The 21,013-nt window shown below is 55.0% G+C and carries 21 protein-coding genes and 1 pseudogene; 10 read left to right on the top strand and 12 right to left on the bottom strand.

Features of this window, described 5'->3' with window-relative positions; all coding sequences use genetic code 11:
• Positions 1–102: pseudogene (locus AC2FIM_RS16200) on the top strand (bifunctional methylenetetrahydrofolate dehydrogenase/methenyltetrahydrofolate cyclohydrolase); the annotation flags it as partial.
• A 249-nt stretch (positions 103–351) separates the two neighbouring features.
• Here the strand turns inward: AC2FIM_RS16200 and AC2FIM_RS16195 are convergent.
• Positions 352–1,197: an EamA family transporter gene (locus AC2FIM_RS16195; RefSeq protein ID WP_142638470.1), complete on the bottom strand. Its 846-nt coding sequence runs from the start codon at positions 1,195–1,197 to the stop codon at positions 352–354.
• 139 nt (positions 1,198–1,336) lie between these two features.
• Between AC2FIM_RS16195 and AC2FIM_RS16190 the strand changes: the two genes are divergently transcribed.
• Positions 1,337–1,771, top strand: coding sequence for a group II truncated hemoglobin (locus tag AC2FIM_RS16190; RefSeq protein ID WP_142638472.1), 435 nt, complete (start codon positions 1,337–1,339; stop codon positions 1,769–1,771).
• A gap of 432 nt (positions 1,772–2,203) precedes the next feature.
• Here the strand turns inward: AC2FIM_RS16190 and glnT are convergent, their stop codons facing one another.
• The 6 genes from glnT to AC2FIM_RS16160 all read right to left on the bottom strand — a co-directional run bounded on the left by glnT (position 2,204) and on the right by AC2FIM_RS16160 (position 8,325).
• Positions 2,204–3,532, bottom strand: a complete 1,329-nt coding sequence (gene glnT, locus AC2FIM_RS16185) for a type III glutamate--ammonia ligase (RefSeq protein ID WP_496678514.1) — start codon at positions 3,530–3,532, stop codon at positions 2,204–2,206.
• A gap of 80 nt (positions 3,533–3,612) precedes the next feature.
• Entirely contained in the window at positions 3,613–4,941 is a 1,329-nt protein-coding gene (locus tag AC2FIM_RS16180) for an FMN-binding glutamate synthase family protein (RefSeq protein ID WP_142638687.1), read from the bottom strand.
• 20 nt (positions 4,942–4,961) lie between these two features.
• Entirely contained in the window at positions 4,962–5,645 is a 684-nt protein-coding gene (locus AC2FIM_RS16175) for a GltB/FmdC/FwdC-like GXGXG domain-containing protein (protein WP_142638476.1), read from the bottom strand.
• Between the two features lies 1 nt (position 5,646).
• A complete protein-coding gene (locus AC2FIM_RS16170; RefSeq protein ID WP_142638478.1) occupies positions 5,647–6,576 on the bottom strand; it encodes a class II glutamine amidotransferase in 930 nt (309 codons plus the stop codon).
• Positions 6,577–6,724: 148 nt separating this feature from the next.
• Positions 6,725–6,940: a hypothetical protein gene (locus AC2FIM_RS16165; RefSeq protein ID WP_142638480.1), complete on the bottom strand. Its 216-nt coding sequence runs from the start codon at positions 6,938–6,940 to the stop codon at positions 6,725–6,727.
• Positions 6,941–6,951: 11 nt separating this feature from the next.
• Positions 6,952–8,325, bottom strand: coding sequence for an ammonium transporter (locus tag AC2FIM_RS16160; protein ID WP_271951763.1), 1,374 nt, complete (start codon positions 8,323–8,325; stop codon positions 6,952–6,954).
• A gap of 339 nt (positions 8,326–8,664) precedes the next feature.
• On the opposite strand from AC2FIM_RS16160, the gene AC2FIM_RS16155 reads away from it, so the two are divergent.
• Genes AC2FIM_RS16155 through AC2FIM_RS16135 form a run of 5 tightly spaced genes read left to right on the top strand, consistent with a single transcriptional unit; the run spans position 8,665 to position 13,027 of the window.
• Positions 8,665–9,810, top strand: coding sequence for an aminomethyl transferase family protein (locus tag AC2FIM_RS16155; RefSeq protein ID WP_142638484.1), 1,146 nt, complete (start codon positions 8,665–8,667; stop codon positions 9,808–9,810).
• A gap of 54 nt (positions 9,811–9,864) precedes the next feature.
• Positions 9,865–10,461, top strand: a complete 597-nt coding sequence (locus tag AC2FIM_RS16150; RefSeq protein ID WP_271951766.1) for a dimethylamine monooxygenase subunit DmmA family protein — start codon at positions 9,865–9,867, stop codon at positions 10,459–10,461.
• A complete protein-coding gene (locus tag AC2FIM_RS16145) occupies positions 10,458–11,420 on the top strand; it encodes a PDR/VanB family oxidoreductase (protein WP_281973362.1) in 963 nt (320 codons plus the stop codon). The genes AC2FIM_RS16150 and AC2FIM_RS16145 overlap by 4 nt, the downstream gene beginning before the upstream one ends.
• A 13-nt stretch (positions 11,421–11,433) precedes the next feature.
• Positions 11,434–12,501 carry a heme-dependent oxidative N-demethylase family protein gene (locus AC2FIM_RS16140; protein WP_142638490.1) on the top strand — a complete coding sequence of 356 codons (1,068 nt, stop codon included), beginning with the start codon at positions 11,434–11,436 and terminating at the stop codon, positions 12,499–12,501.
• 28 nt (positions 12,502–12,529) lie between these two features.
• On the top strand, positions 12,530–13,027 hold the full coding sequence (locus AC2FIM_RS16135; RefSeq protein ID WP_496678502.1) for a GNAT family N-acetyltransferase: 498 nt from the start codon (positions 12,530–12,532) through the stop codon (positions 13,025–13,027).
• Here AC2FIM_RS16135 and AC2FIM_RS16130 read toward each other — a convergent pair.
• Both AC2FIM_RS16130 and AC2FIM_RS16125 read right to left on the bottom strand, forming a co-directional pair.
• Positions 13,005–13,661, bottom strand: coding sequence for a helix-turn-helix domain-containing protein (locus AC2FIM_RS16130; RefSeq protein WP_185956716.1), 657 nt, complete (start codon positions 13,659–13,661; stop codon positions 13,005–13,007). The genes AC2FIM_RS16135 and AC2FIM_RS16130 overlap by 23 nt on opposite strands.
• Before the next feature lie 237 nt (positions 13,662–13,898).
• A complete protein-coding gene (locus AC2FIM_RS16125; protein WP_496708239.1) occupies positions 13,899–14,921 on the bottom strand; it encodes a helix-turn-helix domain-containing protein in 1,023 nt (340 codons plus the stop codon).
• A gap of 137 nt (positions 14,922–15,058) precedes the next feature.
• On the opposite strand from AC2FIM_RS16125, the gene AC2FIM_RS16120 reads away from it, so the two are divergent.
• Entirely contained in the window at positions 15,059–16,081 is a 1,023-nt protein-coding gene (locus tag AC2FIM_RS16120; RefSeq protein WP_496732165.1) for an alpha/beta hydrolase family protein, read from the top strand.
• Between the two features lie 95 nt (positions 16,082–16,176).
• Here the strand turns inward: AC2FIM_RS16120 and AC2FIM_RS16115 are convergent, their stop codons facing one another.
• Positions 16,177–16,593: a helix-turn-helix domain-containing protein gene (locus tag AC2FIM_RS16115; protein ID WP_496678496.1), complete on the bottom strand. Its 417-nt coding sequence runs from the start codon at positions 16,591–16,593 to the stop codon at positions 16,177–16,179.
• Between the two features lie 70 nt (positions 16,594–16,663).
• Between AC2FIM_RS16115 and AC2FIM_RS16110 the strand changes: the two genes are divergently transcribed.
• Both AC2FIM_RS16110 and AC2FIM_RS16105 read left to right on the top strand, forming a co-directional pair.
• Positions 16,664–17,911: an MFS transporter gene (locus AC2FIM_RS16110; protein WP_496678494.1), complete on the top strand. Its 1,248-nt coding sequence runs from the start codon at positions 16,664–16,666 to the stop codon at positions 17,909–17,911.
• Positions 17,911–18,834, top strand: coding sequence for an alpha/beta fold hydrolase (locus AC2FIM_RS16105; protein ID WP_496732163.1), 924 nt, complete (start codon positions 17,911–17,913; stop codon positions 18,832–18,834). Before AC2FIM_RS16110 ends, AC2FIM_RS16105 begins: the two co-directional genes overlap by 1 nt.
• Before the next feature lie 510 nt (positions 18,835–19,344).
• Here the strand turns inward: AC2FIM_RS16105 and AC2FIM_RS16100 are convergent.
• Both AC2FIM_RS16100 and AC2FIM_RS16095 read right to left on the bottom strand, forming a co-directional pair.
• Complete coding sequence (locus tag AC2FIM_RS16100; protein WP_142638504.1) at positions 19,345–19,809, bottom strand: hypothetical protein; 465 nt, start codon at positions 19,807–19,809, stop codon at positions 19,345–19,347.
• Between the two features lie 131 nt (positions 19,810–19,940).
• Positions 19,941–21,011 carry a polyprenyl synthetase family protein gene (locus AC2FIM_RS16095; protein ID WP_221929491.1) on the bottom strand — a complete coding sequence of 357 codons (1,071 nt, stop codon included), beginning with the start codon at positions 21,009–21,011 and terminating at the stop codon, positions 19,941–19,943.
• Positions 21,012–21,013 lie beyond the last annotated feature (2 nt).

Here is a 21,013-nt window from a genome sequence, read left to right as displayed (position 1 = left end):
GGTGGCGTCGGCCCCATGACAATCGCATGCCTGCTGGCCAACACCCTGACCGCCGCATGCCGCGCAAACAAACTCCCAGAACCAGAAGGCCTGACGGCTTAAAACGAGGCCGCCGCTGTTCAAACTGCGGCTGTTCTTTTTTCCGTTCTGATTTTCGTAGGTATTGGCGACCTTGTAGATCGCGACTTGTGCATGGTGATCGTATTCATTGGCGTGTCGCCTCCCAATTCCCTCCGATCCCCCCTTCTACGAGCGTGGTGTAAATCCGGACCGCCACGCTCAGGCGAGATTGAGTGCCTGCCAAACAGCCCGGCTGCAGCCCATCAGGCACGTCAATTCGCAAGGCCGTCCTCAGAGCGCGAGATAGCCGATTCCGGCAAACGCGACGACACAACCAAGCCACTGGCTTGGTGACATACGCTCTTTCAAGATTGCCCAGGCAAGGACAACAGTCAGTAGTCCAAAAACCGAAGCCGCGACGGATGCATATTGGGCATTGGGCAACCTACCGGCCGCGACCACACTGAGAATTGCGACCGCATCCAGTAAACCCATTAAGCACAAAAGGGGCAGTGCTTTTGTGCCGGGCCAAATCGACTTGCGAGACGCAAAAGCTATCGCTGCCAGAACCAGAATTGCCGTAAGTCGACCGATTAGAGACACGGTGTATTCGTCGCTGATCTCTGCCGCGTATTGCCCCAGGGCAAATGCTGCGGCGAACCCGGTTGCGGCCAGCAAAGACAAGACAATGGTTGGGCCACGGGCAGGGTAGGTTGTCTCGGTTTTGTCTGAGCGGGCTGCGACGATGGATACTCCGAGGCCGATCGCAATTACGGCCAACCAGTGCCATGCACTGACAGTCGAGCCGCGCCAAATTGCGACGGTGACGGACAAGACCGGATAGCTGGCAACTAGCGGCGCAACCAATCGCACGGGCCCCCGATGAAAAGCCTCGTACATGCTGAGCCCGGCCAAGAGGTAAAAAAAACCTGCTGCAATCGCATAAGCCATCGCGTTGCCCGACATGGGGTTGATGTCGCCCCAGGCTGCAACCATCCCGATCTGCAGGATGGCACCAAAGAGTAACACAAACATAAGCGAGGCGACCACGCTGACGGACTGGCTGATATAGCGGACCGAGAGATCATGAATGCCCCAGCACAACGCAGCTAGCAACCCGAGTGCAAGGGCGCTCATGTAAGGGAAGATTGTTGTAGTGTCGACCATATTGGCATGTGTTCGGTCCCAGATATCAACAGCGCCAAGATGTCACTGTTGATAAACTAATATTCCTGTTATGCAATAAATTAGGCACTGGAGACCCGGAGAATCCACTATGTCCTCGGCTTTGGATCAACTTGGAGGCGAAGAGAGCCTGCGCGCGCTTGTCGAACAATTTTATGATCGAATGGAGGCCGATCCGGCTGTGTATTCCTTGCACCGGCTGCATTTTCGGGGTCACGGATTGAACCATACAAGGCAAGCACAGTTCGAGTTCCTCAGCGGTTTTTTGGGCGGCCGAGCTTATTACCGGGAACGATTTGGCCACATGGATTTACGGGAAATACATGCCCATGTGCCTATTCGCGAGGCCGATGCAGAGCTTTGGCTGGAAACCTTTGACGCCGCTTTGGAAGATTGTGAACTGCGCGGCCCGGCGGTGGATAAGATGCGAACCTCCCTGCGACGTGCGGCATTGATGCTTGTTAACGACGTTCCCGACTGGCGCATCGAGGTGGATAGGAAAAAAGGACAAGAAGTCCCAGAATAGGCTATTTGCAGGGTCTCGAAATCAGTCGTCAAACAACCAACCGTTCAGATTAGATGAAGCCGGTCTTAAGTATTGAACGTCATAGAGATTTGCTCGATCGCGATATCGTCGTTTAGGTGTCATCTTTTGCACAGCACCCTTAGCCCATGCCCTGATTGACTGCTTTTCGGCCGCAAGCCAGGGATGGTTCCGATTTCCCAGACAACCAAGGGGCTGCCCAAAGCAGCTGTGCAATGCGGGGATTGGGTTCCCGTCTTAAAGGCGCACAATTTCAACGGAATCCCCGTTTGACGATATGTGTGCAAAAGACGCGCCGCGATCTTCGCCCGGCGCGTGTTGACTGAAAAAACATCCCGGCGTGATCGTTTTTGGTGAATGAACAACAAGGCCGCGGCACAGGCCGCAACCTCGATGTCTTCCAGTTTTACCGGATCAGATATCCAGCGTGTTTTCCTTTTCCCAGCGCGAGAAATGCGACACGAAGGAATTCCACTCCTGATGCTTCATCTTCAGGAAAGCAGACGAGAATTCGGCGCCCATCATGCCCTTCAGGTCTTTGTCTTTGTCGTATTCGCGCAGTGCATCAAGCATGTTCAACGGCAACTTTGGTGCTCCGCGCACTTTATGGCCTTCGGCATACATATCGATATCCCAGCGCTTGCCAGGGTCTGCTTTGGATCGGATACCTGACAGTCCAGCCGCAATGATCACGGCCTGAAGCAGGTAGGGGTTGGTTGCTCCGTCCGGTAGACGCAATTCAAACCGCCCGGGGCCGGGCACACGCACCATGTGAGTCCGGTTGTTGCCCGTCCATGTCACGGTGTTGGGCGCCCATGTTGCACCCGACATCGTCCGCGGCGCGTTGATGCGTTTGTAGCTGTTCACCGTGGGGTTGGTGATCGCGGCCAGTGCTGACGCGTGCTTCATGATGCCACCGAGGAAGTGCTTGCCACGCTCTCCCAGACCAACCTCACCGGTCGGGCCGTCGCCCTCGCCTGCAAACACGTTGGTCTTGGCCGCATCGCCTGGCGCATCCCAGACCGAGATATGCGCATGACAGCCATTACCGGTCAGGCCTTCCACGGGTTTCGGCATGAATGTCGCACGCAGCCCATGTTTTTCAGCAACCGATTTGGTCATGAACTTGAAGAAAGAGTGTTTGTCAGCAGTGCGCAGAACGTCGTCAAATTCCCAATTCATCTCGAACTGGCCGTTGGCGTCCTCGTGGTCGTTCTGATAAGGTCCCCAGCCCAGTTCCAGCATGTAGTCACAGATTTCGCGCACGACATCATACCGGCGCATCACGGCCTGTTGGTCATAGCAAGGCTTTTCAGCTGTATCGAAAGGATCGCTAATCTGTTCTCCGTCCGGCGTCATCAGGAAGAACTCGGCTTCGATACCGGTTTTGACATGCATTCCTTCGTTTGCAGCTTCGTCGATCAGGCGGCGCAATACGTTACGAGGGGCTTGCGCGACATCGCTGCCTTCCATAACGCAGTTGCCAGCAACCCAAGCCACTTCGGGCTTCCAGGGCAGCTGAATGACCGATGATGGGTCTGGAACTGCCAGCATGTCAGGATGAGCCGGTGTCATATCCAGCCAGGTGGCGAACCCGGCAAAGCCTGCACCATCTTGCTGCATGTCGGCAATCGCCTGCGCAGGAACCAGTTTAGCCCTCTGTCCACCGAACAGGTCGGTGAACGAGATCATGAAGTATTTGACGCCTTTTTCTTTTGCGAAAGCTGCGAGATCTGTCGTCACGATTGCTTTCCTTTCCCTGTTGAATTCTAGTTTTTCAAAGCAAAAACGCGGCCCCCATCAGGGAGCCGCGCAGCATCGGTTCAGAACCCTTCCTTGCCCGGGTACCAACTGGTGCCCGCCAAGGGGACACGCGCCATGGCGGCCGCCTCCATTGTCAGGGCACACAGGTCTTCAGGTTCGAGATTGTGCAGGTGATTGTGGCCACATGCACGCGCGATGGTTTGGGCCTCAAGCGCCATCACCTTCAAGTAGTTGCGCAGCCTGCGACCCGCAGCAACCGGGTCAAGACGCGCAGCCAGGTCGGGGTCTTGCGTGGTGATCCCTGCCGGGTCCTGACCTTCGTGCCAATCGTCATAAGCGCCAGTGGTTGTGCCCAGCTTCTGGTATTCGGATTCCCATTTGGGATCGTTGTCCCCAAGGGCCACCAGAGCAGCCGTGCCAATGGCAACTGCATCTGCACCCAGTGCCAATGCCTTGGCCACATCGGCCCCGGTGCGAATGCCGCCTGAGATGACCAACTGAACCTCACGATGTACGCCCAGATCCTGCAATGCCTGAACGGCAGGGCGGATGCATGACAGTGTTGGCAACCCGACATGTTCAATGAATACGTCCTGCGTCGCAGCGGTGCCGCCCTGCATGCCATCCATGACGACAACGTCCGCCCCGGCTTTCACTGCCAATGCAGTGTCGTAGTAGGGGCGCGTGGCGCCAACTTTCACATAGATAGGCACTTGCCAATCAGTGATTTCCCGAAGTTCGAGGATCTTGATCTCAAGGTCGTCCGGCCCTGTCCAGTCTGGATGGCGGCAAGCGGACCGTTGGTCAATGCCTTTGGGCAGGGTCCGCATCTCGGCCACACGGTCACTGATCTTTTGACCCAACAACATGCCGCCCCCGCCGGGTTTGGCGCCTTGGCCAACCACAATCTCAATCGCATCAGCCTTACGCAGATCGTTGGGATTCATGCCATAGCGTGAGGGCAGGTATTGATACACCAGCTTGGTTGAGTGGCCACGTTCCTCGGGCGTCATGCCTCCATCACCGGTGGTGGTTGACGTGCCCGCTGCGGATGCGCCGCGGCCCAGAGCTTCTTTCGCCGGACCGGACAACGCGCCAAAGCTCATACCCGCAATGGTGATCGGGATATCCAGCTCGATCGGCTTTTTGGCAAAGCGCGTGCCCAACGTTACTGAGGTATCGCAACGTTCCCGATAGCCTTCCAACGGATAGCGCGACACCGACGCACCCAGAAAGAGTAGATCGTCGAAATGAGGAACTTTCCGTTTGGCGCCACCGCCACGAATGTCATAGATACCTGTCGCAGCGGCGCGACGGATCTCAGCATTGATCGGATTGGTAAATGTCGCCGACTGAATCGGCAGGGTGCGGGGGATCTGATCGTCCATATCTTTCATACCCTTCTTCCTCAGTAAGCTGCGGAATTGTCGATGTCGAAATTGTAAAGCTGACGAGCCGAGCCATAGCGTTTGAACTCTTCCGGCTTGGCGTCGCTGCCAGCGCGGTCCAGCAGATCCCTCAGAATATCCAGATGCTCAGGGCGCATTTCTTTCTCGATGCAATCAGCACCGAGGCTTTTGACCGAACCACGCACGAACAGCCGTGCCTCGTAGAGTGAGTCCCCCAGCGCATCGCCCGCATCTCCGCAGACGACCAGATTTCCTGCCTGTGCCATGAAGGCGGACATGTGCCCGATATTGCCATGCACCACGATGTCGATACCTTTCATCGAAATACCGCAGCGCGAGCTTGCGTTGCCCTTGATGACCAGCAACCCACCATGGCCTGTGGCCCCGGCATACTGGCTGGCGTCGCCATCGACGATGACCTGGCCGGACATCATATTCTCAGCCACACCCGGACCAACTGAGCCTTGAACCTTGATGGTCGCCTGTTGGTTCATGCCGGCACAATAGTATCCGGTAGACCCCTTGACCGTCACTTCGATCGGCGCGTCCAGTCCGACAGCAATCGCATGGCTGCCTTTTGGATTTACAATTTCCCAGCTGGTTTGGTTGGTCTCGGCGTTTTGCGCCTGCAGGGACGAGTTCAATCCACGCAGTCCGTCTGCCTCTAAATCATAGGTCTGCATTTCAGGCGGCCTTTTCGTGAGTTGTGGGACTGTCGTTGTGCGACCAGAAATAAACGGTGGCTGGTTCAGGTTCCCAAACTCGGGCGTCTTCAATGCCCGGCAGGTTCACCAAGGCGCGGTATTCGCTGCCAAAGGCAACATATTGATCCGTTTCTGCCATCACTGCAGGCTTGCAAGCGATTGGGTCACGTACGACGCCAAACCCGTCTTTGGTCCCTACTACAAAGGTGAAAAACCCGTCCAGATCATCAATGCTGGATTCCAGAGCTTCCCCTAAAGTGGCGCCATTCATCATTTTCCAGGTCAGGTATGCGGCACCAACTTCGGTGTCGTTCTCTGTCTGGATGGTAACGCCTTCGCGGCGCAACTTGCGGCGCAACGAGTTGTGGTTGGACAGGGATCCGTTGTGAACCAGACATTGATCGGACCCCGTGTTGAACGGATGTGCGCCCATTGTTGTCACGGCGGATTCCGTCGCCATGCGTGTGTGTCCAATGCCATGAGTGCCGCTCATGCCGCTGAGGCTGAAGCGGTCTGCAACATCCTTGGGCAGGCCAACTTCCTTGTAGATTTCGAGGCTTTCGCCACGACTCATGATACGAACCGTCGGCCGGATTTCAGCCAGCGCGGCGCGCGCGGCTTCGAACTGACGGGCGGGAATTTCCAAGACGGCATGTGTATCATTGTCTGCCTGACCAACCGTCACGCCAAGACTTTTGCCTAGCTCATCAGCCAGATCGACAAAGTCCGTTTCGGGGTTGGGGGACTGAACTGTAATCTTGGTTTTGCCATCGGACTCAGAGCCGTAGATTGCAATACCGGCACTATCGGGGCCACGATCTGTCATCGTGATCAGCATGTCTGTCAGCATATTGCCCAGTTGGGGCGCAAGAGACTGGTCTTTGAGGAATAATCCAACAATTCCGCACATGGCTGGCAGATCTCCTTATGTGTTTCATTATGATTCGACGGTACCAACAAATCAGTGGGACATCAATAATCATAGGAAAGTTTTTTTCCTAAGAGGCAATGGGCGCGCCCTGTGTTTTTCGCGCCCATTGCAAGCATTCAAGGCTGGATCAATATCGTTCCAACTGTGCTTTCACCTTTTCTTCGTCACCGGTGTGGCGCGCCTTTTCCAGGTGCTCAGCTTCGCGGACGAATTGGATGCGATGCCAGCCAACCCAGAAGACGACACCAATGATGACCATTAGAACTTCGTAACCTTGGAAGGGATAGACCGGCCCGACTTCGGCCAGATCCACGGCCCAGTTTGTATAACCATTCGTAGACATATCTTACTCCCTCATTTCGCTGCTACGCCACGGGCGGCCAGTTCTTCTTTATCGGCTTCGATAATGGCAGCTTTGGCGTCCTCATAGGCATGGTGTTCAGCGTAATCGAGACCCTGAAGTTCAACTTCTTCCGGGATGCGCAGTACGCCGGCAGCGGATTGCATTTTCGCCAGAGCCCAGCCTGGCAGGAACCCAAGGACAAAGAACATGATGACCGCACCCGTGATCTGACCGATCGGGTTGATGGTTGCATAACCTTCATATGGTGACGAAGGCACGCCCCACAGGACAAAGCCCGCGATGACCAGCCCGACGACACCTGCATAGCCATGCACGGCTACAGCACCGACAGCATCATCCAGCTTGAACCGACGCTCTACCCAGTAGTGCAGATTATAGACGATCACGACGCCGATTGCGGCAATGATCATCGCTTGGATCGGGTGATACAAATCGTTTCCAGCAGACGCGGTGATGATACCGGCCAGACCGCCCGAGAAGGTCCAGAAGGCATCTCCCTTCGAGACGACATAGGCTGCCATCAACCCGCCCGACAGCGACATCAGGAAGTTGAACGTAATCGCCGACAGCGTGGTCGGGGCCAGATAGATGTTGGTTGCAGTCCAGGTGGCGCCAACGATCTGACCGTCGATAACCTCGGGCGAGATTACCGGAACGTTACAGGCGGCATAGAAACCCCAGAACCCGGTATAGATCAGGAAAATACCGATGGTCAGCAACCATGGATTATGCGGAGGAATATCCCGCGGCGTTCCATCCTTGGCAAACTTGCCAAGTCGTGGACCCAGTACCATGATCACACCAAGTGCGTAACCACCTGCGATTGCATGGATAACGCCTGACGCATAAGCATCGTGATACCCCAAGATACGCACCATCCAGCCACCATAGTGCCAACCCCAAGCAGCGTCGATGATCCACCAGACGGACCCGATCATGACTGCATGGACCCACAAAGCCGATGACCTGATCCGTTCGATCACTGAACCAGAAACGATCGAGGCGGCTGTCCACGAGAACAGAAGGAACGCGGCCCAGAAGACCCCTGTGATTCTGTCGTCCAAATTGGTTGCCATTGTGTTCGCCCACGGTAGATTTGCGGCACCTGCTTCGGTGTCGAGACCGCCCCAGAACGGAAAGTTCGGGAACGCCCAGTAGATCCACCATCCAAAGAAGAAGAACGTGACCGTCACCAGCGGGATGATCATGATGTTTTTCATCAATGTGTGCATATGGTTACGGGCCCGACTGGCACCGACTTCGTACATGCAAAAGCCCACATGGATGAGGAACATGAAGACGACCGTTACCCAGTAATAAAACTCGGTAAAGACCGTCGTAAGTGCATTTAGATTGCCATCCACTTCGTAGTCTCCCTGTTGTTGCAGCAGGAGGTCTTTCTGCGAAGCATTTCCTGCTGGGAATAATTGTATACTAAGGGGACAATCTCATTGGCGACCTGTCAATAGATATGTGGGGCAAACATCTTTAAGGTCTGTGCTTGATGTATGTCCCCACACGTCCAAAAACGCACTAAGCCACAGATAAAGAAAAGAAATATCAATACTCCCGGATGTTCTTAGGGTGCAAAAATTGCAGGCAAATATTCCCAACAGGAAAAAATTCTGCACACAAGTGTTGATTTTCAACCCAACATCGGCCTCAATATGGGCAACAAAAACGATCAACGGGAGAACCGAACCATGGCCATTCTTTGGAGGACGTCGGCCCTTGCGCAGCGCCACGCCCAGATCGGCGGCGAGCTTGAAGACTGGAACGGGATGGGGACTGCTTGGTTCTATGACCAGAGCCCTGAACGTGCCAAAGCTGACTACGAAGCAATTCGAACCAAAGCTGGTCTTATGGATGTTTCCGGCTTGAAAAAGGTTCACGTGGTTGGTGAGGATGCCGCCTATGTCATTGATCGTGTCACCACGCGGAACGTCGAAAAGATCATGCCGGGGCGGTCGACATATGCCTCGATCCTGAATGCCGAAGGCAAGTTTGTTGATGATTGCATCATTTATCGCCTGTCGGTGAACACGTGGCTGGTGGTGCATGGCACAGGCACCGGAATGGAGCAGCTGACATCCGTGGCGGCGGGTAAGAATTGTTCGGTCATCTTCGATGATGACATGCATGACATGTCGCTGCAGGGTCCGGTGGCTGTAGACTTCCTGGCTAAGCACATCCCCGGAATTCGCGATCTGGCCTATTTCGGCATCATGCAGACCAAGCTATATGGCTGCCCGGTGATGATTTCGCGGACCGGCTATACCGGTGAGCGCGGGTATGAGATCTTCTGTCAGGCCAAGCACGCCGTGCATTTGTGGGACAGCATTCTGGCTGATGGCAAGGATATGGGCATCGTCCCGGTCCAGTTCTCGACGCTCGACCTGTTGCGCACCGAAAGCTACCTGCTGTTTTACCCCGGCGACAATTCCGAAACCTATCCGTTCGATGGCGATACCTGCGGCGATACACTGTGGGAACTGGGCCTGGATTTCACTGTCTCACCTGGAAAAACCGGCTTTATCGGTGCCGAGAACCACTATGCATCGCAAGGCAAAGAGCGGTTCAAGATCTATGGCGTCAAACTGAACGGCACGACCCCGGCGGATGAAGGCGCGGATCTGCTGCAAAACGGCGAGAAAGTCGGCGTTGTCACCTTCGGCATGTATTCTGATATCAATGGTCACAATGTGGGTATCGCGCGGATGCCGGTCGCATGTGCATCACCCGGCACCAAGCTGACGGTGCGCAACGGCGATGGGACAGAAATAACGGCAACTGCGGAAGAGATGCCGTTCTACGATCAGGACAAATCGATCAGAACCGCAAAGGGCTGAGTTTCAGGGGGCGCGACGGACACACCGTGGCGCCCTTTTCCTATTGAGGGCACAATGTCAAAGTTCGAATTTCCCAAGTCAATCGCAAGCCGCCCGGTCTGGGGCGCGCTAGAGGTTCGCCAGGGCGAACATCATCTCATGATAGCCGAGGCCCAAGGGGCCGAAGCCATTCTCGACATCGCAACACCTGACCTGATGGCCAAAACCCATCTGATCTATATCCCGAAAGGCACCGATTTCGCGGAAAAGCTAAGGGCATTGAACCCTGCTCAATTCTATGAAGGCCCGTCTTTCGAGGCGTCTCTGCCGCGCATTCGCAGGGTTCTGGAGGACGCGCATATGGGATTGCAGGTCTACCTGACCGGCACCGAAGGCATGATGGGGCAGGCCATGAATGAAGTGATGGCTGTGGGTCTGCCACACACGGCGATCCAGACCGAACATCGCGGATCGGTCGCCCGTCGGATGCAATGCGTGCATTGCAAAGGCATCACCGAAGACGTCGAGATTGACCCGTTTGTCTGTTCACATTGCGGCCTAAACCTGTTTGTGCGCGATCACTACTCCCGCCGTCTTGCCGCCTATCAGGGCGTCCGTATCGACGCCGAGGATCATGGTAATGTGCCCGAGTCGAAGGGGATTTACGAATGAGCGGTGCTGAGAAAATTCAGGTCAAGGTGACCGAGATCACTCCGCTGAACGAATTGGTGACGCGGTTCCGGTTCGAACGTATCGACGGCGCGCCATTACCAACCTTTTCGGGCGGGGCACATACTGTGGTCGAAATGCAGGATGGTGCCATTACACGGCTTAACCCCTATTCGTTGATGTCGGATCCGTTTGATCAGTCATCTTATACAATTTCGGTTCGACGCGATGATGAGGGCAGGGGTGGTTCGCTGTTCATGCACCGCCAGGTCAAGCTGGGCGACGAGATGACCATCAGCTATCCGGTCAACTTGTTTTCACTGGATTTGCGCGCCCGCAAGCATCTGTTTCTGGCCGGTGGCATCGGGATCACCCCGTTTCTGGCTCAGATCAAACAGTTGGAACTGCTGCACGGGCATTGGGAGTTGCATTACGCGTGCCGAAACACTGCCTTGGCATCTTATGCTGAGCAACTGACAGACAGACATCCGAACGAAACCCATCTGTACTATGACGATCAGAGCCAGGCGATTGATCTGAAAAATCTGCTCAGCGGGCAACCCCTGGGAACGCATGTGTATGTGTGTGGTCCAAAGGGCATGATCGACTGGGTCCGAAACACGGCTGCCGCCGAAGGCTGGCCCGAAGATTGCGTGCACTACGAAGAGTTCCTGGCGCCTCAGCCCGGCAAACCGTTCGAGGTGCGCTTGGCGGCATCGGATAAGGTCATTCATGTGGGTGAAAACGAAAGCCTGCTGGAGGCCATCGAACGTGAAGGCGTGGACGCACCATATCTGTGCCGCGGTGGGGCCTGCGGTCAGTGCGAAACCGTTGTGCTCGACCATGAAGGTAATTTCGTTCACCGCGATCACTGGCTGACCGGCGAAGAAAAGGCCGCGGGCAAGAAAATCATGCCCTGTGTATCGCGCTTCGAGGGCAAGTCCCTCGTGCTGGACCGTTGAGAGGAGGCCCAACATGACCATTCAATTCAACGACGAATCCTTCCGCGATGACTATACGTTTCACAACTCGGACTGGGCGATCAAACGCTTTCCGTTTCCGTTTCACGAAGACAGCTATATGTATTCGGTCAACATGGAACAGCATCGCGGCGGGCCCAAAGGATCGGTCTACGAGATGCGGTTCGACGTCGACGAACACTATGTGTCCGAGATGAAAGACCGCGCCATGGTATTGGATCAGGATCCGTTGCGCTGCCAGTCACTGCCGCATATGACTTTGGCCGGTTGGGACTTGCTGGAGCTGATCATGGTCAGCAAATCCGAAGACTATCCCGATCTGTTCGAACTGCATCGCAATGGGAACCAGTGGCGCTGGGTCAACAAACCGATGGGCATTGATCACAGCTTTACCTTCATGGACGAAACAACGCTTCCGTACGGGCCGATGGAATACATCACCCGTCAGGCACAGGGTGATTTCGCCGTGCTGGATCAGCGTGACGAGATGCTGTGGATGGACGCGGGAATGGTGACGACCCAAGCGGATTGGAGCCTGGATTTTGACATCGGAATGAACTTTTTCGAATGGCACGCGCCGGTTCCCAAAGCCCATGAAATGGGCATTTTCCAACGCGCCCTGAAATTCCTGCTGAACATTCAACAGGGTGCCCCGGCACGGCGTCTGAATTGGACTATGACAGTGAATCCGCTGCTGGATACCAGCCCGGAAAACTATCACAAATGGGGTATCCAGAAGACGACGCTGACACCTGAAAACATAGCGCACAAACAGTATCTGCGGGTCGAGTTGCAAACCTTTTTCCGCCTACCGCGTTCCAACGCCCTGGTGTTCCCGATCCGCTGCTACCTGTGTAGTTTTCAGGACCTGATGACCGTACCCAAATGGGGCCGTCGTCTGCATCGGGTCATCCGGGACCTGCCGGTCGAGCTGGCAACCTATAAAGGGTTCATCGATAACCGCCCCATGATGTTGGACTATCTCAGCCAGTTTGACGACGGGTTGCCCACGTCTCCGGGGATCTGGCCGGATTTGGAAACGGAACCACCTTTGTCTAAGTAAGCGAGACTTGCGAAATTTCTCAACTCATATGATTGACCCGGGCGAAGCGCCTTGGCTCATCTCGAGTGACGATTTTGCATTGTATGACGTGCTTGCGCTGCTTCGCGCGTCATTTCAGTATATGGATGCCCGGATCGACCCTCCGTCTTCTATCCATAGTCTGAACGTGGAAGGAATGCAGGTGCATTGTCAGGGTGGCGGCGAAATCTGGGCCGTTGGGCGACCACTTTTCGCGTGTATGTTTCTGACGCCCAAGCCCGACAGTTTGTACCTTGGAAAGCTTGCGGTGAAGGATGGATTGCGGGGTCAGGGTATCGGCCGCAGGTTGGTGGATCATGCTGTACGCCGTGCTGCAGAGCTTGGCTTACCTGCGCTGGAACTGGAAACACGCGTGGAACTTACTGAAAACCATCGCGTATTTTCGAGGCTGGGGTTCACGATCGTAAGCACGGGCAGTCGCGAAGGTTATGACAGACCCACAGATTTCTTATTGCGCAAACCGATCAGTTTGTCTGCGGATAGCTGATCACTGATATATACCGCGCCGGCAGACTGACAAGCCGTTCGGGCCCATGCGGAGCATCTGCATCAAAGAACAGGGTATCGCCGGGTTTTAGCGGGTAAATCTGGTCCCCGTGGCGGTAATCCACCTCACCGTCCAGCATGTAAATCGTCTCGATCCCGCCATGTTGGAAAGTTGGGAACACATCTGATTCAGCGGTCAGGGTAATCAGATACGGTTCTACGATCACGCCGGATCCGTTGGCACCAATATGTCCCAACAGGTTATACTGATGGTTCGCACGTGTTCCTTCACGCTCCAGTTCGACGCCTTCTCCTGCTTTTGTATGAACCGCCTCGCGGCGTTCTTCAAACTGCCGGAAAAAGCTTGTCAAAGGAACCGAAAGCGCATCCGCCAGCGATTGCAGAGTCGTCAAGGACGGCGACGTATTTCCGTTTTCGATCTTGGACAGCATGCCAATCGACAGGCCGGTCAACTGGGCCAGCTCTGCGACCGTTATGTTCTGCTGTTTGCGAAAGGCACGAACCTCGCGGCCGATGGCAACTTCAAGAACTTTCTCTCTGTCACCCGAACGAACGGAATGTGGGTCCTGCGTCAGGTTTGCTGCCATTTCTTTGTCGCGTTTTTTCAATTTCATTCTTTCAACGTCTTGCTACACGTGTCCAAACCGGTTCTGCAAGCAGGCGCGGCGCAATACCCAATTCTATTCGGATTACCATAGCATCAGTTTTTCCTGATAGTAATATAATCATGCTGACAGAAAACAGAATAGAGATCGGATTCTCACTGTTTGACGGCTTTCACGGCTCTGACGCCGATGTCCTAAATCAAGGTTCGGCAGCTGTGGCAAGGATGCTTGGTACACCGGAACGTCTTAGGTTTTGACCCTTTCATCGGGCACTTCCACAAGAGACCTCAACCAGCGACGCGGATTGACGCCGATCACCCTTAAGAACTCGCGGTTGAAGTTCGACTTGGTGTTAAACCCGCTGGCCAGCATCGCCTCGGTCACCGATTTTCCAGTCTTCATTACGGCGCAAGCGTGAGATATCCGATGCCTATTGATGTAGCGAGACACATTCTCGCTTTTGCCTTTGTTGATTGCGCTTGAAAGCTGCTTTTCTGGAACCTGCAACTTTCGGGCCAACCGGGCCAGTGTGAGATCGGGATCGAGATATGGCTTATGTGTTTCCATATAGGCGTCGAGCTTTTCGACAATAGCGGTGTCACGGGTTTTATCTTGCTTGGAATACGCATCGCGCGTGTCAGAACCAATGCTCTGGCTTTCGATTGCATGCGATAGGCTGAGCGCCCCTAATATGAGCAATGTGATTGCGGAAAACAGGCTTGGCAGCCAGAGCAAGACCTCGGTGTCTCCTGATGCAAGGCGGACTGCAATGAATATGTCGCTGCCTGCTGAGGCGATCAAAGCGATGGCCAGAACACGCCAAACCCAAACAATCATGCGCCCGTTTTCTAAGCGGCTATGGGGCAAACAATCTTCGCCGCGCAAGAGCATAGACGCGATGGCGATACCGTATGCCGCAAAGAGAAAGGGGATCAACACGTCCAGCGCTTCGGGTCGGGTTGCCAGAAAACTTATCGCAAGGGCCGGACCTACCGCATGCAAATACAAGTCCTGTCTGCGCAGATAACCCACCGAGGCCTGACGAAAGGACAGCCACGCGGATGCGGCAATTACAGTCGCAAGAATGGGCTGAACGATCCTGAGACCCGTAAAGCCATAATATTGCACAAGCGCGATAACCGCACTTTGTGCTGCGCAACATCCGATGAGGACCAAAAGCGTGGGATGGGTTTTGCGGGTCAGAAAGCGATGTAAAAGAAAGCCCGAAAGCAGCAGGGCAGTAATCATTGGGATCGGTAGAACTGGCATCAGGGGGGTCCGTTTTCGTCTGTCATAGGACCTAAATCCTGATCTGCGCGACCTTAAACCGGATTCAGGTCGTATGAAATCCCGACAGCGTCTGAATGTAGGCCGACACTAATGCCACCCTACAAAAAAGGCGCGCCATGAAACTTCCTCTTCTTACCCTCGTCATGACTCTTTCGGCGGGCACGGAAATTGCTGCACAAGATGTCGGCCTCGTCGAATTGACGATTGCCGCACCTCATCATGATCAGGACATGCAAATGGCTGTCATGTTCCCTGCGGCAGGTCAGCGCCAGACTATGTTTGCAGAAAATGCAGTGTTCTATGGAACAGAAGTAGTCGAAAACGCCAAGCCGGTGCCAGGGCAACATCCGGTTGTTCTTCTCTCACACGGATGGGGCGGCAATTATGCACGAATGGCGTGGCTTAGTGCGGGGTTGGTCTCGCACGGTGCAATCGTAGTGGCAGTAAACCATCCAGGCAGCACGACCTTAGATTTGGATTTCGATACCGCATTTAATCATTGGACCCGCGCCCAGGACATGTCCGCCGCGTTGGATCACGCTCTGCAAGACCCGGTTTTCGCCCCCCTCATCGACACTTCACGGATCTACGCCACGGGCTTCTCTTATGGTGGCTGGACAGCCCTTTCGCTTGCGGGCGTCCAGGGCAATCGTGACGGATTTTTCGATTATTGCGAGGCCGCAGGGGCAGGGTCACAATTTTGCGCAAAGCTGACGGCAGAGGGCGTCGATGTAACCGCAATCGACCAGGAAAAATATGAGGCTTCTTACAAGGATCCACGGGTCAGTGCCGTCGCAGCCATTGATCCGGGACTAACTTGGGATCTTGCGCGTAAGGACGTGCGGGACGTGACAGCCTCGCTTTTTCTGATTGGATTGGGTGACGGGGCCGGCAGGCTGAATGCAACAGACACGAGTGCCCTGGGAAGCAATTTTGAGGCGCTGGTTCCTCAGGCGTCTGTGATGACGATCGCGCCCGCAATGCATTTCACCGCGCTTGGATTATGTAAGCCCGCCGGTGAAACGATTTTGATCGAAGAGCAGGACGATCCTGTTTGCACTGATCCTGGGGGAACGGACCGCGCCCAAGTCCTTGATATGATAATTGACAGTTTGGCCGCTCACTTCGATCTGAATTAGTGTATTTCGGATACTTACATATCGGCATTGCATCCAATGGTGCGGGCCGACCATACCCCTCAGCGGTATACCAAAAATTCGTAGTTGGCTTGCCGCTACCTGCCACTGGCTTTCTTCGTGCCCCGGTGATGGGCGAGATCGATGAGCCGTCTGAATGTTGGGCATTCCAAATGCGATGGCGCCGGGCAATCCGCCACATGTCGCAGGGTATCGCGCAGCGCCGTCAGCTCGCGGATTTGCCGATCCAGCGCATCCGCACGAATGTGAAACTCTTGCCGGGGGATATTCGGAGATCCATCAAGGCCGAACATCCCCGAGATTTCCTCAAGTGAAAACCCCGCAGATTTGCCCATTGAGATCAGGGCTAGTTGCAATAAGACATCCGGCGTGAACTGCCGACGAAGCCCGTGCCGCGCAACAGACGAAATCAGGCCAAGCTCATCATAGTAACGCAGCGTTGAAGTTGGGGTGCCGGTCTTTTTCGACACCTCGCCTATATCCAAAAGTTTCATGCTTGACCTCAAGTCGACTTGAATTCGTAACGTCGCCTTCTGTAGCGATTCCGACAAGAGGAAAATAGTGGTGCACATCAAATCAAATGCATTGAAGACAACGAGACCCGGCGCTTTGTTGTGTTTCTCCCTGTCCATGCTGCTGGCCTCATTGGGCACCAGCATTGCCAATATTGCCTTGCCTGCAATCGCCCAGGACCTGAAGGCGCCGGTACATCAAGTGCAATGGGTGGTGATCGCATATCTCGCGACACTGACGCTGTTCTCTGTGCTGGCTGGACGACTTGGGGACCGCTTTGGACGACAGCAGATGCTGATCTTCGGGCTTATACTTTTCGCGCTGGCCTCTGCGTTTTGCGGCTTGGCGCCCAATCTCAAGGTGTTGAGTGCCGCGCGGTCTCTTCAGGGAATGGGCGCTGCATTCCTCATGGTGCTGACCGTCGCACTTGTTCGCGATATTTTTGAAACAGAGCGTGTCGGGCAAGCCATGGGCCTGTTGGGCACGATGTCGGCGGTCGGAACTGCACTGGGACCTTCGTTGGGTGGGGTGCTGATTGGAAAACTCGGGTGGCAAGGAGTGTTCTTTGTCCTGGTGCCGATGAGCCTGACTACGGCCGTTTTGGCCGTTCGGCTTTTGCCCGCAAGTGTTTCCTCTGGGATAACACCTCTGGTCGGACTAACTGCACTGCGAAAGAGCGGCGCTATCCTCGGCCTTGCAGCAAATTTTCTGGTGGCAAATGTGATGTTGACCACTTTGCTGATAGGCCCCTTCTTTCTGGGGCAGTCTCTTGGGCTGAGCGCGGCGAAAGTGGGGCTTGTCATGTCGGTCGGACCAATCATTTCGATCTTCCTCGGCGTCCCATCGGGTCGGCTAGTGGATGCATGGGGGGCGGCGCGTGTTCTGTCGCTTGGGCTCATTGCTCTGACCACCGGGACCTTTGCGCTTGCGGTCCTGCCAGTCGCATTCGGTGTCATTGGTTACATTGGCGCTATCAGCATCCTGACACCGGGATACCAGTTGTTTCAGGCCGCCAACAACACCATGATCATGGTGGGGGTTCGGGCAGATCAGCGGGGGACAGTTTCAGGGCTGCTTGGCTTGTCGCGCAATCTGGGCCTTATTTTCGGCGCCTCTGTCATGGGGACGGTCTTTTCCTTTGGGATCGGGGCCCGCACCGTCGAGGCAGCATCTGCTGAAGCGATTGCCAACGGGATGCAGCTCACCTTTGTAATCTGCGGGGTATTGGCCATCGTGGCGTATTGGCTTTCGCGTCGAACTTCGTTGAAGAGCATCACCAGTAAGACAGTCGCGAGATAATGATAAAGGAGGTCGCAGTCCTACCGATGAACACTTTTAAACCTGTCCCAATAGACGGCTTGAACGTACAGATTTGGGGGCATGGCGATACGCCCGCGCTCATTTTCCATGGGGGGCCAGGGTCGGGTCTCAACCCGCAGCACACAGCCTATTTCGACGCCGACCGCCATCGGGTGGTTCTTTTTGACCAACGCGGAACAGGGTTGTCGGGCAGAGCTGGTCGGGTCACAGCAAACACGACTCAGCACACCCTACGCGATGCCGAGGCCATCCGGATGACCCTGGGATATGAAGATTGGATTGTGCTGGGTGGTTCATGGGGTGGCGCACTGGCATTGGCCTACGCATCCGCTCATCCTGATCGGGTACGCGCATTGATCGTGCGCAGCACGCATATCTGCCGTCCTTCAATGGACCAGTGGATGTTGCGCGATAGGGCAAAGCGTTTCGAAGCCGGGCAGCGTGCGCGTGGCCTGTTTCTCGATCCTCTCGATGAGACTGAACAGCTCCATCCTGCCAAAGCATGGTTTGCCCGTATGGAAGACAATGACGCGCAAGCACGTGAGGCAGCCCGCCGTGTGATGGCCCTTGAAAATGCGTTTCATGGACCGCAACCCGGCACTGTGCGGCTTCCGGCAGCCGTCACCCAAAGCGACATAAATCGCACCCGCGTGTACCTTTGGTACTGGCTTAATAATTTCTTCCTACCTGCTACCGGCCCCGGAGATCCAAATACAATCGCCGTACTCCCACATCGTTTGATCCATGGGGCGGATGACCTAATTTGCCCGATTGAACCTGCCCGTGCCTTTGCCCAAGCTGGAAAGCTTCAATTTGAGGAGATTGAGAGACTGGGTCACAACGGTTTGGCGCCGCAGATGATCGCTGCTGTGCGCCAAGCCGTAGAAGATTTGAGCGGTTGAGCATCGAGCAGAAGCGCGTTCTCAAATCGGACAATCGCGGCAATTCCGAGTGCGCGCAATTTGGGTTCAGGGCATCGTCATTTTTTTGGTTGCGTGAGGTGGCTGAAGCAAAGCGCGATGCCTGACCGCCTTCGATTCCGTATGCGAGAGACAGGGGACAATTCTGGCTGGTCATTTCGCTTCGCGCGTCGATGTTGCTCAGCAGTTTATATCGTTTTGCCGGTAATCTTTTGGTCGAATTTTGTGCCAAGGCGACCCATCTCACCCGATTTAAAAAGCTGTTTGTTCTTGCTCGGCATTCACGTTGGCTGTGGCACCTAAAAGCCCAATGGCAGGAATAGTTAAGTTATCTATGAGGCGCATGTTTAGCCTCGCCCGGTGCCAGCTTCGTATGAGGCAGATGATTACAAATCGAAATATTTTTCGAAGCTATTTTCTGCATATGTGCAATCGAAATAGAAAACTCCGACCACGGGCAATACTGCACCGTACCTTCGGGGCAGGATCACTTTAGTCAGCTACAACCTCAAAGGTGACAACGATGGCGGTGTTTTCGCTGCCTTTGGTGTATACGCGCCCCTGATACTGGCCGGGTTCTGCCAGATCATGAATGGTGAGGCTTACGGCAACGTCGACGGCCTGTCCCGGGGGAATACGGACTGCGGAAGGTTGGATGCTCATCTTGTCGGTTGGCAACACGTTGCCGTCGCGGCTGATCATGTCGCCCGGTTCGAACTGCAAGTCGACAACGTCTGCTCCGGCAGGTGCAGCAAAGGACAACAGAATGGTTCCTGTCTCACCGGGCCTGCAGGGCTTGCGGCAGTGAAAGGGTCCGTCCAGTTGTTGTGTGGTGCTGTTTTCCGCATTCAGAATGCCCCGTGCGATCTGAGATATCGGAAGTGTATCCTGCTCCGGAACGGCCTTGGTGGCCGTGCGGAGAGCGCTGACAAATGGTTTTCGCTCGAAATAAGGCATAGCTCAATGTGCACAGCCTACAGCGTTTAGTAAATGACAAACTTGAAAGGAATGCGTATTGGATTCGGCGGTGGATTCACGGGATTTCGAAATTTAAGATATTGAATATCTACAAAAAAATAGGGCGAGTGTTAGACCTGACGCGCCACCAGATAATCCATGAACTGACCAAGAAACGCGCGCGGCGCCGCGTTGGTATTTGCAAATACAACATCGAATTCCCGACGGGCCGCCGCAAGCAGGTCATTTGCTGCGGCCTGAGCATATTCAATGCAAGAATAGTGGTTCATCCGCGCCAATACCCATTCGACCTCTTGCTCCGAACGGGCCGTTCTTGGCTTTTCTAGAAACTCTGACAGTCGGGACTGTTCCTGCCGATCCGCCTGCGCCCCAAGACGTCCCAGCATCAGCGTGCGTTTGCCTTCGTAGATATCCCCACCGATCTCTTTGCCGTATTTACCCTGGCTTCCCACAAGATTCAGAACGTCATCCTGGATCTGAAAGGCGGCCCCCAGAAAAAAGCCGAACGCGTTGAAGTCATCCAGATTCAGCGCCCCGGAGGCGACATCGTCCGGGCGCGCGATCAGGGCACCTATACGCATCGGGTGAATGAAGCTGTACCAGCAGGTTTTCTTCAGACACATGGTCAGATAGTCGGACGGGCTGAGGTCAAGGCGATTGTCTTTTATCCATCCCAATTCAAGGGCTTGGCCCTCGATCGACTCTTTCAGCAGGTGATCAAATTCGTCCACCACACGCGCGCCGGTCATCGGGCCCAGAGGGCCGAGGTTCTGGCGCAGCAGGCTTAGCGCCAGAGATTGCATGCCGTCGCCGATATTGATCGCCAAGGGCACACCAAGACGTTTGTGCATACATTCCCGACCCCGTCGGAAATCGCTGAGGTCTTCGATATCGTCATGAACCAGAAATGCATTGTGCAGCAATTCGATGACCGCAGCAGCAATTTCGGCATCCTCGGCTTTTCCGCCGAATGCTTCACACGTGGCCAGAAGAAGGGCAGGTCTAAGCCCTTTGCCCGAGGTTTCGATATAGTCCCGCATAGGCCCATAGAGATAGGCTTGCGGCTCACCCGTTGGCATTTTGTCCAACAGTACCTTGCGCGCCTGATCGCCATAACGCGTCAGCTGCTCAAGGAAGCCTTGCGTGGCTGCGGATGCCGGCTGCGCCTTGGGAACAGTCACCT

Source organism: Ruegeria sp. CDSC052, assembly GCF_059610685.1.
This window is presented reverse-complemented; position numbering and strand designations above follow the sequence as displayed.